The organism is Clostridium hominis (assembly GCF_014287825.1).
Classification (GTDB): domain Bacteria; phylum Bacillota; class Clostridia; order Clostridiales; family Clostridiaceae; genus Clostridium; species Clostridium hominis.
The window spans coordinates 24,454-40,769 of the sequence record NZ_JACOOO010000052.1 but is presented as its reverse complement, the minus strand read 5'-3'; the positions used below and the strand labels follow the sequence as shown (position 1 = coordinate 40,769).

Sequence of the window (16,316 nt, the reverse complement as noted above, 5' to 3'; positions counted from 1 at the left end):
ATTATACTATATGTAATATGGTATAATTATTTTTATAATGGTTTAGGAGGTATAATATGGAAATTTTTGAAAAGGTTTTAGGAATTTCAAATAATAAAGAGGTTATTTGCTATAGTATATCAAATTCTAAAGGTATAGAGGTTAAAATACTGAATTATGGTGGGATAATAACTGATATACTAACTCCAGATAGGAATAATAAAAGAGAGAATATAGTACTTAAGTATAAGAATTGGGAAAGCTATATTGACAATACATCATATTTAGGTGCCTTAATAGGGAGAACTGGAGGCAGAATTTGCAATGGAGAAGTTTATTTAGGCGACAAAAAGTTAGTTTTAAGCAAAAATTACAATCCAAATCAAGGACATGGAGGCAGTGAAGGATTTAATAAAAAGTTTTATGAGGTTAAATGTGAAATATTACAAAATGAAGCCTATGTTGAATTAAGTAGAACAAGTCCTGATATGGAAGAAAATTACCCGGGGAATCTTGAAGTTAAAGTAAAATATATTTTAACAGAAGATAATGAGTTAAAGATAAATTATTATGGAAAAAGTGATAAAGACACATTAGTAAATATGACAAACCATAGTTATTTCAATTTAAGTGGTAATGGAAAAGAAGATATACTAAATCATGATTTATATATAAAGAGTAAAAGTATAGTTGAACTAAATGAAAATCAAGCCCCAACTGGATTGCTTATGTTTATAGAAGGAACGGAGTATGACTTTACAACTAGTAAGAAGATAGGAAAAGATATAAATGGAAATCATCCTCAATTAATAAATGGTAAAGGATATGATATTCCTTGGTATCTTGAAGAAGGAGATGGAGCAGACCTTGAGCTTTATGATGAAGCTACAGGAAGGGTTTTGGAAGTTTATACAGATAGAAAATCTATAGTTATATATACTCACAATTATCCAGATGATGAAGTTTTAGAAAATAATAAGTCAGGGCAATGGAGATATGGAGTTGCTATAGAACCTCAAAATCCACCAATTGGAGTTGACTCTTGTTTTGTGGAAGATTCAATTTTAAAAGAAGGAGAAGAATATGTAAGTCAAACGGTATACAAATTTGAAGTTAGATAGAATGGTTATAGGAACAAATTATGTTATTTGGATAATATTACAAAAATTATGTTTAATATTTGTAAATAGTGTATATAGATGAAAACAGTTTCAAGGTGTACAATTTAAGTATATTGAGAAACAATAGTGGAGGGGTTAAAAATGGCAAATTTATCATTAAAACATATTTATAAAGTTTATCAAGGAGATGTAACTGCGGTTAAAGACTTTAATCTTGAAATTGAAGATAAAGAATTTATAGTTTTCGTTGGACCATCAGGATGTGGTAAGTCAACAACATTAAGAATGATTGCAGGATTAGAAGATATTTCACAAGGTGAATTATATATCGGAGATAAATTAGTAAATGATGTAGAACCAAAGGAAAGAGATATAGCAATGGTATTCCAAAACTATGCGTTATATCCACACATGTCAGTTTACGACAATATGGCATTTGCTTTAAAGCTAAGAAAGGTTCCAAAGGCTGAAATAGAAGAAAAGGTTCATGAAGCCGCAAGAATACTTGATATTGAACATCTTCTAAAGAGAAAGCCAAAGGCTTTATCAGGAGGGCAAAGACAAAGAGTTGCATTAGGAAGAGCTATTGTAAGAAATCCAAAGGTATTCTTAATGGACGAGCCTCTATCAAACCTTGATGCTAAGCTAAGAGTTCAAATGAGAACAGAAATAATTAAATTATATAGAAAATTAGAAACTACTTTTATATATGTAACGCATGACCAAGTAGAAGCTATGACTATGGGTACAAGAATAGTTGTTATGAAAGATGGGGTTATACAACAAGTTGATACTCCACAAAATATATACAATAACCCAGCAAATCTTTTCGTAGCAGGATTTATAGGAAGTCCTCAAATGAACTTCTTAAATGGAACTATCGAAAATGATGGAGATGGATTAGTAGCTGTATTTAATGGAAATAGAATAGAAATTCCTGCTGAAAAAGCTAAAGTATTGAAAGCCGATGGATATGTTGGTAAGGAAGTTATTTTCGGAATAAGACCAGAACACATAAGTGATAAAGATGAGTTAATTCAAGCTAATCCTCATAGTGTAATAAATGGCAATGTAGAGGTTATTGAGCTTATGGGAGCTGAAAGCTATATTTATACAAAATGTGGTGACTCTAATATGAACGTAAGAGTTGAAGGAACAACATCTTTAAAAATTGGACAAGAAGCTAAATTATTCTTAGATTCTAACCAGTTACATGTATTTAATAAAGAAACAGAATTAAAAGTAGTTTAATTAACTGACAATCAAAATTTCACCCACGGGGCGCACATGTAATTTTGTTATTGGAAGTTACTCATTCGACATAAGGAGAAGGAGTTTAATTATAAAATAAAAGACACTTTGAGGTGATTTTGTGAAATATATTGAGAAATTAGTAGATGATATTTATAAAAATTCTAATATTCCGTTTCAATTAAATGTAGATGGATATGGATCATATTCTACGCCTCTTTTTGACAAAACACAAAATTATTTAACAAAGAATTTTAAATTTGAATATACTAAATGCTGCATAAAGGTTAATGCAGCATTTAGTGCTATTTTGGAGTTATTAATTTTTTGTATTAAAGATAAGTTGGAAGAAGCATTTGTACATAAAAGAACTGTAATATCATCACTATTAAACGGAGAAGAGGTAGAAGAAGAAGTATTAAAAAGTGCTTTACCAAGAATAGGTGAGCAATTCTATTTAGTTGGAATTTATGCTGAAAATAATATAAAAAACATATATGATTATATTAAGGAATGTTATATTGATAGTGAAGTAGAGGTAATTGTTTATAAAGGAAATATTATAATTATTGGGGAATTAGAAGATGCTAAAGAGCATATGGAGAGTATAAAAGAAACTATCTGTAATACTTTTTCCGGGAAATATTATATTAGTTATTCAAAAGTTTCAGATCTTAGTAAGCTGCGTAAAGAGTATATGGATAATTTATTTAAAATAGAATTAGCTAAAAAATATAACTTTAGTCAAGCAATAATCGATGATAAAAATCTAATATTTGAAGGAATAGTTGATTCAGTTTCGGAAGAAGTAAAAAAAGATATATTTGAAAAGTTTAATTATGGTTTTTTACAGCTTGATAATGAGATGATTAAGACTATAGAAGTATTTTTCAAATGTGGATTAAACTTAAGTGAAGCTGCTAAGGAATTATATATCCATAGAAATACTTTGATTTATAGATTAGATAAAATTGAGAAATATACTTCTTATGATATAAGAGAGTTTAATAATGCTGTAATATTTAAAATAGTTTTTTTCTTATGGAAGGAAAAAAAATCTAAAAAAAGTTGAAAATGTTTGTAAATTAATTTATAATTAATATTGGAAACGATACCGAATTGATGGTGTTTAAAAAGTATAAAACCACATTTTTGTGGTTCTATACTTTGATAGATAATATATATGATTTTATTCAAGCGTTAATGTTATAAAAATTTTTAAGTGATTTTGGAAACGGTGCCGAAATTGCAGTTAAGTTTTTTAAAAAGGAGAAAAAAGATGAATATTAGAGATATTGCCAAGCTGTCAGGGGTTGGTGTAAGCACAGTATCCCGTGTATTAAATAATCATCCTGATGTAAAAGAAAGTACACGGGAAAGAGTAATGCAAGTTATAAAGGAAAGTAATTATATTCCTAATAATAGTGCAAGGATATTAAAGCAAAATAATACAAGAAACATTGGTATATTTGTTAAAGGAGTTTTTAATCCGTTCTTCTCTGAGATGCTTAATGTAATAGGGAGTAAGATAAATGAATCAAAGTATACGATGATTTTACAACAAAATGATTATGGGTTAGAAGAAGATGTAGATACGTTGAAGTCTTTTATAAAGGAAAAAAGATTACAGGGGGTTATATGTCTTGGAGGAAATTTTGTGAACATCGATGAAGAAAGTTTTGGCAACATTGATGTACCAGTAGTTTTAACTTCAGTAAACACTGAAATGCCTAATATTAAGGATAGGTATTCAACAGTAGGAATTGATAACTTAAAGTCAGCTTATGATGCAACAAAGCACTTAATAAATTTAGGTCATAAAAATATAGCAATAATGTTAGGGGAAAAAAATGACCTTTGCATAAGTTGGTGGAGATATAAGGGGTATAAGAAAGCTTTAGAAGAAAGTAACATAGAGACTAATAGTGAAAATATGTTAATTGGTAATTATGATACTAGAACTGCTTATAATGAAACAAAAAGCTTCTTAAAACAAAATAAAGAAGTAACAGCTATTTTTGCTATTTCAGACATTATGGCTGTTGGTGTGGCAAAGGCAGTAGCTGATTGTGGGCTAAAAGTTGGAAAAGATATTGCTATTATAGGGTTCGATGGTATGGATATAAGTGAGTTTTATAATCCAGGAATAACTACTATGAAGCAGCCAAAAGAAGCTATGGCACTTAAAAGCATAGAACTATTATTTGCGCTTTTAAGTGGAAAAGGTGAGCATAAACATATTTTATTAGATACAGAACTAATAGAAAGAGAATCTTGTAATAGTATTAATTAGGTAGTTATATGGTTATTAACTAACCATAAGTGACAATACAAATTTTAATTTGTGTAATTGGAACTTACTGCTACAAATGTATATGAGTAGTGAGTTTCATTATTAACGTATAAATTGTATAAGTATTATAGTGAGAGGGATAGGTGGCAAAATGAATAGAAGTGCTGGAGTAATAATGCATATAGCATCTTTACCAGGAAAGTTTGGAATAGGAACTTTTGGACAAGAAGCATATAATTATGCAGACTTTTTATATAAATCAGGCTTGAAGTACTGGCAGATATTACCGCTGGGACAGACTGGATATGGAGATTCTCCTTATCAATCTTTTTCAGCATTTGCAGGGAATCCATATTTTATAGATTTTGATTTGTTAGCAAAAGATAATTTGCTAAATGAAGATGAATATATAAATGAAAATTATGGTGATAATGACAATTATATAAATTATGGATTATTATTTAAAGTAAAGTATGAGGTATTAAGAAAGGCTTATAATAATTTTACTAGAATTGATTCAAGTATATTAAGAGAAGAATTTGAAAAGTTTAGAGTAGAAAATAGATGGTGGCTTGAGGATTATGCACTGTATATGGCAGTGAAAAATCATTTTAATCTTGTAAGTTGGCAAGAGTGGGATGAAGATATTAAGAAAAGAGAAAAAGAAGCTTTAGAAAGATATAAAAATTTATTGAAGGATAATATAGAGTATTGGGAGTTTGTACAGTATTTATTCTTTAAACAATGGAACGATTTAAAGAAATATGTTAATTCTAAAGGAATAAAAATAATTGGGGATATTCCTATATATGTGGCTGAGGATAGTTCTGATGTGTGGGGCAATCCTGAAGGATATTTAATAGATACTGATACATTAAAACCTATTAGTGTTGCAGGATGTCCTCCAGATGCTTTTTCTGCTACAGGTCAATTATGGGGAAATCCGATATATGATTGGGAGTATATGGACAAGCAAAACTACTCTTGGTGGATAAAGAGAGTTAGAGAAAGTTTAAAATTATATGATGTAGTAAGAATAGATCACTTTAGGGGATTTGAAAGCTATTGGAAGATTCCTTATGGGGAGGAAACTGCTATTAATGGTGAATGGGTGAAAGGTCCTGGTATGAGGTTATTTGATGCTATTAAAGATGCTCTAGGAGAAGTTAATGTAATTGCTGAGGATTTAGGCTTTTTAACTAATGAAGTAAAAGAGTTTTTAGAAGAGTCAGGATTCCCAGGGATGAAGGTTTTACAATTTGCATTTGATGAAAGAGAAGAAAGCAATTATCTTCCTCATACTTATACTAATAATTGCGTAGCTTATACTGGAACTCATGATAATGATACTTTTAGAGGATGGTATGATGTAACTGCACCTAGAGATGATGTTAAGTATTGCAAAGAATATTTAGCATTATCAGATGATGAAGGATATAATTGGGGATTTATAAGAGGAGTATGGAGTAGTGTAGCAGATTTAGCCATTGCATCAATGCAAGACTTTTTAGATCTTGGAAATGAAGCAAGAATAAATATGCCATCAACCTTAGGTGATAATTGGAAATGGAGAATATCTGAAGGAAGTTATGATGAGAAACTATCAGATAAAATATATAGATATACTAAAATGTATGGAAGATGTGAAGAACTAATAGTGAATAGTTAATAAATTTAAAGCCAGCGATGCTGGCTTTTTATATTTAATTTAATTGATAGCTATTAACTCTTAACTTTTAACTAGTAACATGGTTCTAATATTACATATGAAATAATATAATCTATTAGTTTAATAATGAGGTAGGTTGTATGAATAAAAAAACTGTATACGAATTTTTTATAGGATTATTAGCATTGATGTTAGCCTTAATGTTAGTTATTGATATTTTTATACCATTGCCTAAGGAAGTAACTTTAAGCTTTTATTACATAGATAATATAGTTAGGCTTATTTTTATCGGGGACTATATGATTAGGTTTGTTATAGCAAAAGGTAAAAGAATATTTATAAAAAATAATATGATTGATTTAATGTCAATAATACCACTTAGAGCTTATATTAAAATAGCAAGTCTTATTAACTTAGCTTATATTATAGAACCTAATGTTATAATAAAAGTATTTAAAATGTTTATGCTAGGTGTATTTTTTATTAAATTTAAAGTTAAAACTAAGGAAGAAATTAGGACTAATAGAGTATATTATCTATTAATAATATCAACTACAATTATAGTTATAGGTGCTGTTATAATATCTCTTATAGAAGGAATTTCATTAGGAGATGCTTTATGGTGGAGCTTTGTAACTTTTACTACTGTAGGTTATGGAGATGTGGTTTTAAAAACACAGTTAGGTAGGAGTATTGCTGTCATTCTTATGGTATTTGGAGTGGGATTTATAGGTATTACATCAACAGCTATTGCCCTTAGAGTTTTAAATGGAGGTAAAAAAGAAAAAAATACTTCATATAAAAATAAAGTGTTAGAAGGAATTAAGTTAATGCTTGATAATTATGATAGTTTAAGTGATGAAGATATAGATAATATAGTAAAAATATTAAAATCTTTAAGAGATAAAGAAAGTTAAAAATTTCTTGAAATGAAATTATATATAATTTAAAATTGTATTAAAGATATTAAGCAGATGTGGCGGAATAGGCAGACGCGCTATCTTGAGGGGGTAGTGAGAGGTTCTCGTACGGGTTCAAGTCCCGTTATCTGCACCAAAAAGATTGTGAGATAGGTTTAGAAGATTAGCAAGTATTTTGGATAGGTACCTATTAATTATTAGTGAAGATAGTAGTCTTTTATAAATAGAATGTAGGAAATAGAGTAGAAATTTACTATTGACAATATGGTATATATATACATATAATATTTTTATAATTTAATAGAGTTCGGATGAAGATAGTGGGAGAGTGACAATTTATTGTCCACCGAAGAAGCAAATCTTTCAGGTAATAGGACCGCTATTGGACGAGCCTCTGGAGAGACTCAAAAAGAGCACCGAAGGAGCAAGGTTTAATTTTATTAAACTCAAACTCTCAGGTAAAAGGACAGGGGATGCGATAGTTAATAATTAAAAGTTAATAATTGATAATTGATGGAAAAGCTAGATATACTGGCTTTTAAAGTGAACTTAAAGTGAAGTTTACACGTTAATTGTAAATTATGAATTGTGAATTATTAATTAATCTAAGTCTCCTCCGTAATTTTATAATTAGGAGGATTTTTTTATGGAAAAAATTTTATCAACTATCAACAATTTTATTTGGGGACCACCATTATTAATTTTATTAGTTGGAACAGGTATTTATTTTACTTTTAGGTTAAGGCTTATTCAACTTAGTAAATTGAAATTAGCTTTTAAGTATGTCTTTTCTAAGGATGAAAATGATATTGAAGATTTAGAAGGAGATGTAAGTAGTTTTGCAGCTCTATGTACAGCTTTATCATCTACTATAGGTACAGGAAATATAGTAGGGGTAGCAACAGCTATAGTAGCTGGAGGACCTGGAGCAATTTTCTGGATGTGGATAGCAGCATTTTTCGGTATGGCTACAAAATATGCTGAAGGAGTACTTGCGGTAAAATATAGAGAAGTGGATTCAAATGGACAAATAGCAGGCGGTCCTATGTATTATATAGAGAAAGGTCTTGGGTCAAAGTTTCTTGCGAAAGCTTTTGCAGTATTTGGGGTAGGAGTTGCACTTTTAGGAATAGGTACCTTTGGACAAGTTAAATCTATCGCAGATGCAGCAAAATTAAGTTTTAATATTCCTATAGTAGTAACAGGTATAATTCTTACAATAATAGTAGCATTGGTTACTTTAGGAGGAATAAAAAGAATTTCAAAAGTATCAGAGGCTATTGTACCATTTATGGCAGTGATGTATATAGTAGGAGTTTTGATGGTTTTAGCAGTAAATATAAGATTAATACCAGAAACTATTATATTAATTATAGAAAGCGCTTTTAATCCTAGAGCTGCATTTGGAGGAGCTACAGGTATAACTATTCTTATGGTAATGCAAAGAGGGATTGGTAGAGGTGTATTTTCAAATGAGGCAGGACTAGGTAGTGCACCTATTGCAGCCGCAGCAGCGAGAACTAAAGAACCTGTAAGGCAAGGTTTAATTTCAATGACAGGTACATTTATAGATACAATAGTTATATGTACATTAACAGGGTTAGCAATAGTTATAACTAATTCTTACAATATAGGATTAGATGGGGCAGCAGTAACTACTTCAGCTTTTCAATCAGCATTACCTATATTTAATATAGGCAAATATATTGTTAATATAGGTCTTATATTTTTTGCTTTTACTACAATTATTGGATGGAATTATTATGGGGAGAGATGTATTCAATATTTATATGGAGTTAAAGCTATAAAGCCATATAAAATTATTTTCATAATTTTAATTGCAGTAGGACCATTTTTACCTTTAGATTTAATTTTTATTATAGCGGATATTTGTAATGGTCTTATGGCATTACCAAATTTAGTTGGGCTTATAGGACTAAGAGAGATTGTAATAAGTGAGACTAGAAAGTTTTTTGAAGTAGAAAATAAAAAAGATGAAGTTGAATTAATAGTATAATGAGTAAATTATATAAGATGAAAACATAAGAATTTCTTAATAAATATATGAGATATTCTTAATAGAGTTATCATATAATTATTATGTGAGGTGATTATATGAGTGAAAAACTTAGATATAATGGTATAGATAATTATGGACATTTAAAAAGAAAAAAGACAATTAAAGTTTATCCGATTATACTTGGAATTATATTTTGTTCATTAATTATGATTGGGGGAAAGTTATTTTTCGAAAAGGTCGATAATAGTACTTTAAGTTATGATAAGATTTCATATTATATAGATATAACAGATAAGGTTAGTGAAGGGAAAGTTCAAGTAAATTGGCAAGAGGTAGCGGCTATAAACGAAGTTCTTAATAGTGGTAAAGAGGATGAGCTTGTTCCTAAGATAGCAGAGATATTTTTGAAGAGTAGTGAGAATGATGGCTACACTTTATTTACAGTTGATGAAGTTTTAGAAAAATTAAATGTAAATAATGAAGAAGAAGAAGAAGTAAAATCATTTTTAAGTGAAATAGAAGATAATACCTTATATAAAGATTTGTATAAAGATGAAGCCAAAATAGCCTTTATAAATGAGATTTATCCCGCAGCTTTAGAAAATTATAAGAGTTATGGTATTTTACCATCTATAACAATGGCTCAAGCTATATTAGAATCAGGTTGGGGTGAATCAGAATTAGCAGTAGAACATAATAATATATTTGGAATAAAAGCGGATAGTCGTTGGGATGGAGCCGTTGCAACTATGACTACAAAAGAGAACTATGATGATGTTATAGAAGCTAATTTTAGAAAATATGATAGTATTCTTCAGTCTATAGAGGATCATGGAGAATTTTTGCATGAAAATGAAAGGTATAGAGCTAATGGTCTATTTGATGGGAATGAATATAAAAGCCAAGCACAAGCGTTAGAAAATGCAGGATATAGTACAGCTAAAGATGAAAATGGAGATAAGATTTATGCAGATAAACTTACTAATGTAATACAAAAATATAATCTTATGATATTTGATTCAAAAGTAAAAGGTGGCTTATAAAAGCTACCTTTTTCATATCTAGTATATATTAATTAATAAGTTGTTTTGAAAGAACGTTCGTTAGAAATTAAATCCTTCTTTTTAATAGAATAATCATCTACTCTTATAAATCTATTTCCTTTAGTAATTGTAGAAATATATTTATTTACCGAATCCTCATTACCTTGCACTTCAAGCTCCACCATACCATTATCAAGATTACGAACCCATCCAGTTAATGAAAGTGAAGATGCATTCATTTGGCAGAAAAAACGACATCCTACACCTTGAACTCTTCCATCTAAAATTATATGGTATCTTATCATAACATCCTCCGATTAATAGCATTTATTAATAATTATATCATGAAAATAATAAAATAAAAAAGAAGCGAAATCGCTTCTTTTTTTATTGAGATAATACTTCTGTAAAAGCATCCTCGTATAATTTTAATGTATCTTTATCTAAATCAACAAATAGAACACAGTTATCTAATACTTGGTCTGAAGGATAAGCAGCAGGGTTGTTCTTAGTTTCGTCATCTAATAAATCGTAAGCTGCTTTGTTTGGAGTAGAGTATCCTATGTATTCAACATTTGTTTTTGCATTTTCAGGGTCACATAAGAAGTTTATAAAAGCTTCAGCACCAGCCTTGTTTGGAGCATCCTTTGGAATAACTAAACCATCAACCCATTTGTTTGAACCTTCTTCAGGGATAGCATATGCTAAATCAGGATTAGAATCCATACAATAAATTGCATCACCTGACCAAACGGTAGCAAGAGCCTTTTCACCAGCAATCATGTTATCTTTAACTTCATCATTAACGTATATTGGGCTAGTTAATGATAATTGCTCTATAAGTGCTTGTTTAGCTTGATCTATTTCTGAAGGATTAGTTGAGTTAATTGAATATCCAGACTTAATTAATGAAATAGCTAGAGCATCTCTTAGAGAGTTAAACATATAAACTTCATCTTTATATTTAGAATCCCACAATATATCCCAACTTTTTATAGGTTCTGTTACTTTTGTTGTATCGTATAATATACCTATAGTTCCCCACATATAAGGTACAGAATACTCATTATTAGGATCATAAGATAAATCTTTAAATTCAGGATTTATATATTGATAATTAGGAATATTATTATAATCGATTTTTTCTAACATATCTTCCTTAATCATCTTTTCAATCATATAATCAGATGGAACAACTATATCATAAGTTCCAGGATTAGTTTTTACTTTTTGATACATTATTTCATTAGTATCGTAAGTATCATAATTAACTTTAATACCAGTTTCTTTTTCGAATTTTTTAATTAGAGCTTCATCAATGTAATCACCAACATTAAAGAAGTTTATAGTTCCGTTTTCTCCAACCTTACTATTTCCGCAACCAGCGAAAAGAGTAGTTGTAAGTAATGTAGTTGCTACTAAAGCACTTAGTTTTTTAAATCTCTTCAATCTTACCACCTCTTGATGTAAATTCTTTTCTATTAACAATTAATAATAAAATTAATACTGTTACAAACATAAGCGTAGATAACGCATTTATTGAAGGGTTAATTCCTTTTCTAGCCATAGAGTAAATTTCAATTGAAAGGTTAGTTACTCCTGGGCCTGTAGTAAAGAAACTTATTACAAAGTCATCTATAGACATTGTAAATGCCATAAGAAGTCCAGCGAATATACCAGGTTTAATTTGGGGTAATATTATTTTTCTCATGGCATATCCAGGTGTTGCACCTAAATCTAATGCAGCATCTGTTATATTTGCAGGCATTTGCTTTAATTTAGGTAGTACTGATAATATTACGTAAGGGATATTGAAAGTAATATGAGCTAATAACATTGTTAAAAAACCAAATTCTATATTTAATAATGGTTTAAGGAATATAAATAGACTCATAAGTGATATACCAGTAACTATATCAGGATTTAAAACTGGTAAGTAGTTTATATTTAGTAATGTTTTTTTAGGAAGTCCTTTCATTCTATGAATTCCTATAGCAGCGAGTGTTCCTATAATTGTTGCTATTATTGATGCTACTACTGCTATTATTAGGGTGTACTTCAATGCATTCATTATTCTTGCATTTTGAAATAACTCACTATACCATCTAAGCGTAAAGCCATTCCACTTACCCATAGATTTAGAATCATTAAAGGAGAAAACCATTAATGTTATTATTGGTGTATATAAAAAGATAAATATCAAAACTAGGTAAAATCTTTTTATAAAAGCTTCAAGTTTTTTTACCATAACATACTTCCTCCTCCTTCTTTATCGTCAGAACCTTCAAAGAGATTCATTATTCCCATTGAAATTAATATTACAATCATCATAAAAATTGCTATGGCAGAACCAAAGTTCCAATCACCCATAGTTGTATATTGTTGTTCAATTAAGTTACCTAAAAGCATATATTGACCACCACCAAGTAATCTTGAGATTACGAAGGTTGATACAGCTGGCATAAATACCATAGTAATTCCTGAAACAACTCCAGGCATACTTAAAGGCAATATTATTTTTGAAAAAACTTTTCCTCTGCTAGCACCTAAATCGGAAGCAGCATTAATTAAATCTGTGTCCATTTTAGTTAGTACAGTATAGATTGGTAAAACCATAAATGGTAAGAAGTTATAAACCATACCTAAAAGTACTGCGAAATCATTATAAAGTAGGTTAACACGTCCTATACCTATAAGTTCTAAAAAGTTATTTATAAATCCATTTTTACCTAGGATAGGTAGCCAGGCGTAAGTTCTAAGTAAGAAATTCATCCACATAGGAACTATAAATAACATTATAAGCATATCTCGTTTGCCAGGTCTCATTTTTGAAATTAAGTAAGCAACAGGATATCCTAATATTAAGCAACCAATTGTAGCTTGAAAAGCAAGCCAAATACTTCTTTTAAAGACAGTAAAATAATTTGGATCTAATAGCCTTTGAAAATTTTCCAGTGAAAACTTATAGCCATCAGATGTACTGATTGTGAAACTGAAGAATATTACTATTAAAAGTGGAATTACTATAAAAAGTGAGCTCCAAAGTATATAAGGTGTTGCTGGAAGAATACTTTTACCATTATTATTTTTCATAATTATTCAGTCACCTTTCTCATTATGTGAATAGCTTCTGGTTCAATATTTAATCCAACAATACTGTCAACTATAGCAGTTTTTGTGCTATGTATTATCCACTTTCGACTCTTTTCTTCAACTTCAATTTCATAATGTACACCTTTAAAGGTTACAGAACTAACTTTTCCGCTTAACATACCCTTTTCTACAGTTGTTATTTCAATATCTTCTGGTCTTATTACTACGTCGACTTTTTCATTTTTGTTAAATCCTTTATCAACGCACTCAAAAGTTACATTAGAGAATTCTACTTTATAATCATCAATCATAATTCCATCTAAGATATTACTTTCACCAATAAAATCTGCAACAAAGGCGTTAGCAGGTTCATTATATATATCTTCAGGAGTACCCATTTGTTGAATTACACCTTTATTCATTACTACTATAGTATCTGACATACTTAAAGCTTCTTCTTGGTCGTGAGTTACAAAGATAAATGTTATTCCTAATCTTTGTTGAATTTTCTTTAATTCAATTTGCATTTCTTTTCTAAGCTTCAAGTCTAATGCACCTAAAGGTTCATCTAATAATAAAACTTCAGGTTCATTAACTAATGCTCTTGCAATTGCAACTCTTTGTTGTTGGCCTCCACTTAAAGACTCAACAGATCTTTTTTCAAAACCTTCTAAAGCAACAAGCTTTAACATGTTTTTAACTTTTTTATCTATTTCAGCTTTAGGTAATTTTTTTATTTTTAATCCAAAAGCTATGTTTTCGTATATATTCATATGAGGAAATAAAGCATATTTTTGGAATACTGTATTAAGCTTTCTTTTATATGGAGGAAGACTTGTAATGTTATTGTCTCCAAATAGTACAACACCTTCATCGGCATTTTCAAAACCTGCTATTATTTTAAGCGTTGTTGTTTTACCGCAACCACTAGGTCCTAAAAGTGTTAAAAATTCATTTTTCTTTATATTTAATGAAAGGTTATTTAAAACCGTATTATCTCCATATGTTTTAGAAATTTCTTTTAATTCAATAATGTTTTGACTCAAAATAAAACACCTCTTTCTTAATGCTAAAATGATGGTGGAGTACTAATCCAAATCACCTTTGCTGGAGTTTTTCCAGAGTTAGAAATGTAGTGATTTGATCTTGGCTTAAAGTAAAAGCTTTCGCCTTTTTTTACTTTAAATTTTTTCTTACCAAGATGTAGGGTAATACTTCCAGATAAAACATACCCAAACTCTTCACCTTCATGAGGTTCTTCTTCTATATATTGCCCATTAGGTTCAAGAGTTATCATAATTGGTTCCATTTCATTTTTTTGTGCGTTTGGAACTAACCACATAAGACTATATTTTAATTCTTCATTTTCTGTTTCAAACATATCTTCATATGTATATGTAATCTTTTCTTCTTTATCATCACTAAAAAATTCTTTAAGGTTTGTCCCTAATATTTCAAGAATATCTATTAAGGTAGCAATAGATGGTGATGTTAAATCATTTTCAAGTTGAGAAATAAAACCTTTTGAAAGTTCACATCTATTAGCGAGCTCTTCTTGTGTAAGGGCCTTTTCAATTCTCATTCGCTTGATTTTTTCACCTATCTCCATATTTTCACCTCCTACTACAAAAAAGTTTAGTAACTATTACTAAACTAAAGGTTTAAAATTACTAAACAAACAAATAGTATTATATATATATTGTGGAAAAAAATCAATATTTTTATTTAAAAAACTTAAAAAAAATATTGATGCTAAACGTTGAGTTAGAAAGGGTTTAGTGGGATGAAAGTGTTTTGAAGTTTAAAAATATTGCCTTGAAAGTTTAGTATAACTAAGAAAAATATAAAAGTCCTTAAATTATGGGGATTTTATAAAGTCAAAATATTAAGCAAAAATCAAACCTATATAATGAAAAGGAAAAAAATGTTGTTTAGGTAGGATTAACAGTAAGAAATATCGTGGGAATAAATTACATTAACAAAAGGTGATAAAAAGTGTATAATTTTGATATATAACAACAAAAATTAGATGGATAATTAAAGTAAAAGAGTTAATTAAACTATTATATTTATCAGGAGGATATAAATGGTAAGAGGAAAAATACATTCCATAGAAAGTATGGGATTAGTGGATGGACCAGGAATAAGAGTAGTTGTGTTTATGCAGGGATGTGCATTAAGATGTAAGTATTGTCATAATCCTGATACTTGGTCAGGTGAAGGAGAGTTAGAAATGACTCCTGAAGAATTAGTAAATAAGGTTTCAAGGTTTAGAAGTTATTTTGAAAGATCAGGTGGAGGAATAACATTATCAGGGGGAGATCCTTTAAGACAACCTGAATTTTTGCTGGAAGTATTAAAATTATGTAAAGAAAAAAATATACATACTACTTTAGATACTTCTGGAGTTGGATTTGGAAATTATGAAGAAATACTGAAATATGTCGATTTAGTACTTTTTGATGTTAAACATCTTACTAAAGAAGGATACAAAGACCTTGCAGGTATTGATATTGATGAAAGCTTGAAATTTTTAGAAGCGTGTAAAAAGTCTGGAACTAAATTATGGATAAGACAAGTTGTTGTACCAGGCGTAACAGATAGTGAGGAGTATATTACAGCCCTAGGAGATTTTATAAGAACTCTTGAAAACGTTGAAAAGGTTGAATTATTACCTTATCATCTTTTAGGTATAAGTAAATATGAAACTATGGGGATAAAATATAGACTTGAAGGCGTTCCAGCTATGGATAAAGAAAAATGTAAGGAATTATATAAGTTTTTATAATGAGTGTTTTAAAAGGAGATATCACTTTCGAGATATCTCCTTTTTTATAAGTTAAATTAATTGGAGAAATATGAATGAATAAGTAGATGTAAAATAATGGGAAAATATTATAAAAAGAATTATAATTTTACTTGAGGTG

Annotated in this window: 15 protein-coding genes, 1 tRNA gene and 2 riboswitches; of the genes, 10 read left to right on the top strand and 6 right to left on the bottom strand. The window is 29.3% G+C overall.

The window, feature by feature from the left end:
- Positions 1 to 56 precede the first annotated feature (56 nt).
- The 9 genes from H8S20_RS20040 (at position 57) to H8S20_RS20000 (ending at position 10,296) form a co-directional block, all read left to right on the top strand.
- A complete protein-coding gene (locus tag H8S20_RS20040; protein ID WP_032118009.1) occupies positions 57 to 1,100 on the top strand; it encodes an aldose epimerase family protein in 1,044 nt (347 codons plus the stop codon).
- Positions 1,101 to 1,241: 141 nt separating this feature from the next.
- Positions 1,242 to 2,351, top strand: a complete 1,110-nt coding sequence (locus H8S20_RS20035) for an ABC transporter ATP-binding protein (RefSeq protein ID WP_032118010.1) — start codon at positions 1,242 to 1,244, stop codon at positions 2,349 to 2,351.
- A gap of 121 nt (positions 2,352 to 2,472) precedes the next feature.
- Positions 2,473 to 3,423: a PucR family transcriptional regulator gene (locus tag H8S20_RS20855; protein ID WP_032118011.1), complete on the top strand. Its 951-nt coding sequence runs from the start codon at positions 2,473 to 2,475 to the stop codon at positions 3,421 to 3,423.
- Between the two features lie 207 nt (positions 3,424 to 3,630).
- Positions 3,631 to 4,644, top strand: a complete 1,014-nt coding sequence (locus H8S20_RS20025; protein ID WP_186861181.1) for a LacI family DNA-binding transcriptional regulator — start codon at positions 3,631 to 3,633, stop codon at positions 4,642 to 4,644.
- Positions 4,645 to 4,795: 151 nt separating this feature from the next.
- Positions 4,796 to 6,313 (top strand): 4-alpha-glucanotransferase, encoded by a 1,518-nt coding sequence (malQ, locus tag H8S20_RS20020; protein WP_032118013.1) that lies wholly within the window; start codon positions 4,796 to 4,798, stop codon positions 6,311 to 6,313.
- A gap of 140 nt (positions 6,314 to 6,453) precedes the next feature.
- On the top strand, positions 6,454 to 7,230 hold the full coding sequence (locus H8S20_RS20015) for a potassium channel family protein (RefSeq protein WP_186861180.1): 777 nt from the start codon (positions 6,454 to 6,456) through the stop codon (positions 7,228 to 7,230).
- Positions 7,231 to 7,283: 53 nt separating this feature from the next.
- Positions 7,284 to 7,369, top strand: a tRNA-Leu gene (locus tag H8S20_RS20010).
- A gap of 175 nt (positions 7,370 to 7,544) precedes the next feature.
- A riboswitch (glycine riboswitch) is annotated at positions 7,545 to 7,622 on the top strand.
- 2 nt (positions 7,623 to 7,624) lie between these two features.
- Positions 7,625 to 7,706: riboswitch (glycine riboswitch) on the top strand.
- A gap of 173 nt (positions 7,707 to 7,879) precedes the next feature.
- A complete protein-coding gene (locus tag H8S20_RS20005) occupies positions 7,880 to 9,250 on the top strand; it encodes an alanine/glycine:cation symporter family protein (protein ID WP_186861179.1) in 1,371 nt (456 codons plus the stop codon).
- A gap of 98 nt (positions 9,251 to 9,348) precedes the next feature.
- Positions 9,349 to 10,296, top strand: a complete 948-nt coding sequence (locus H8S20_RS20000; protein WP_186861178.1) for a glycoside hydrolase family 73 protein — start codon at positions 9,349 to 9,351, stop codon at positions 10,294 to 10,296.
- Positions 10,297 to 10,328: 32 nt separating this feature from the next.
- Here the strand turns inward: H8S20_RS20000 and H8S20_RS19995 are convergent, their stop codons facing one another.
- From H8S20_RS19995 to H8S20_RS19970, 6 genes are all read right to left on the bottom strand, one after another.
- A complete protein-coding gene (locus H8S20_RS19995) occupies positions 10,329 to 10,601 on the bottom strand; it encodes an acylphosphatase (protein ID WP_032118016.1) in 273 nt (90 codons plus the stop codon).
- Between the two features lie 82 nt (positions 10,602 to 10,683).
- Positions 10,684 to 11,745 (bottom strand): ABC transporter substrate-binding protein, encoded by a 1,062-nt coding sequence (locus tag H8S20_RS19990; RefSeq protein WP_186861177.1) that lies wholly within the window; start codon positions 11,743 to 11,745, stop codon positions 10,684 to 10,686.
- Entirely contained in the window at positions 11,732 to 12,544 is an 813-nt protein-coding gene (locus tag H8S20_RS19985) for an ABC transporter permease (protein ID WP_032118018.1), read from the bottom strand. The genes H8S20_RS19990 and H8S20_RS19985 overlap by 14 nt, the downstream gene beginning before the upstream one ends.
- Positions 12,538 to 13,389 (bottom strand): ABC transporter permease, encoded by an 852-nt coding sequence (locus tag H8S20_RS19980; RefSeq protein WP_032118019.1) that lies wholly within the window; start codon positions 13,387 to 13,389, stop codon positions 12,538 to 12,540. The genes H8S20_RS19985 and H8S20_RS19980 overlap by 7 nt, the downstream gene beginning before the upstream one ends.
- Positions 13,390 to 13,391: 2 nt before the next feature.
- Positions 13,392 to 14,435, bottom strand: coding sequence for a spermidine/putrescine ABC transporter ATP-binding protein (gene potA, locus H8S20_RS19975; RefSeq protein ID WP_186861176.1), 1,044 nt, complete (start codon positions 14,433 to 14,435; stop codon positions 13,392 to 13,394).
- 23 nt (positions 14,436 to 14,458) lie between these two features.
- Positions 14,459 to 14,998: a helix-turn-helix domain-containing protein gene (locus H8S20_RS19970; protein ID WP_032118021.1), complete on the bottom strand. Its 540-nt coding sequence runs from the start codon at positions 14,996 to 14,998 to the stop codon at positions 14,459 to 14,461.
- A 477-nt stretch (positions 14,999 to 15,475) separates the two neighbouring features.
- On the opposite strand from H8S20_RS19970, the gene pflA reads away from it, so the two are divergent.
- Positions 15,476 to 16,177, top strand: coding sequence for a pyruvate formate-lyase-activating protein (pflA, locus tag H8S20_RS19965; RefSeq protein ID WP_032118022.1), 702 nt, complete (start codon positions 15,476 to 15,478; stop codon positions 16,175 to 16,177).
- Positions 16,178 to 16,316: the final 139 nt, after the last annotated feature.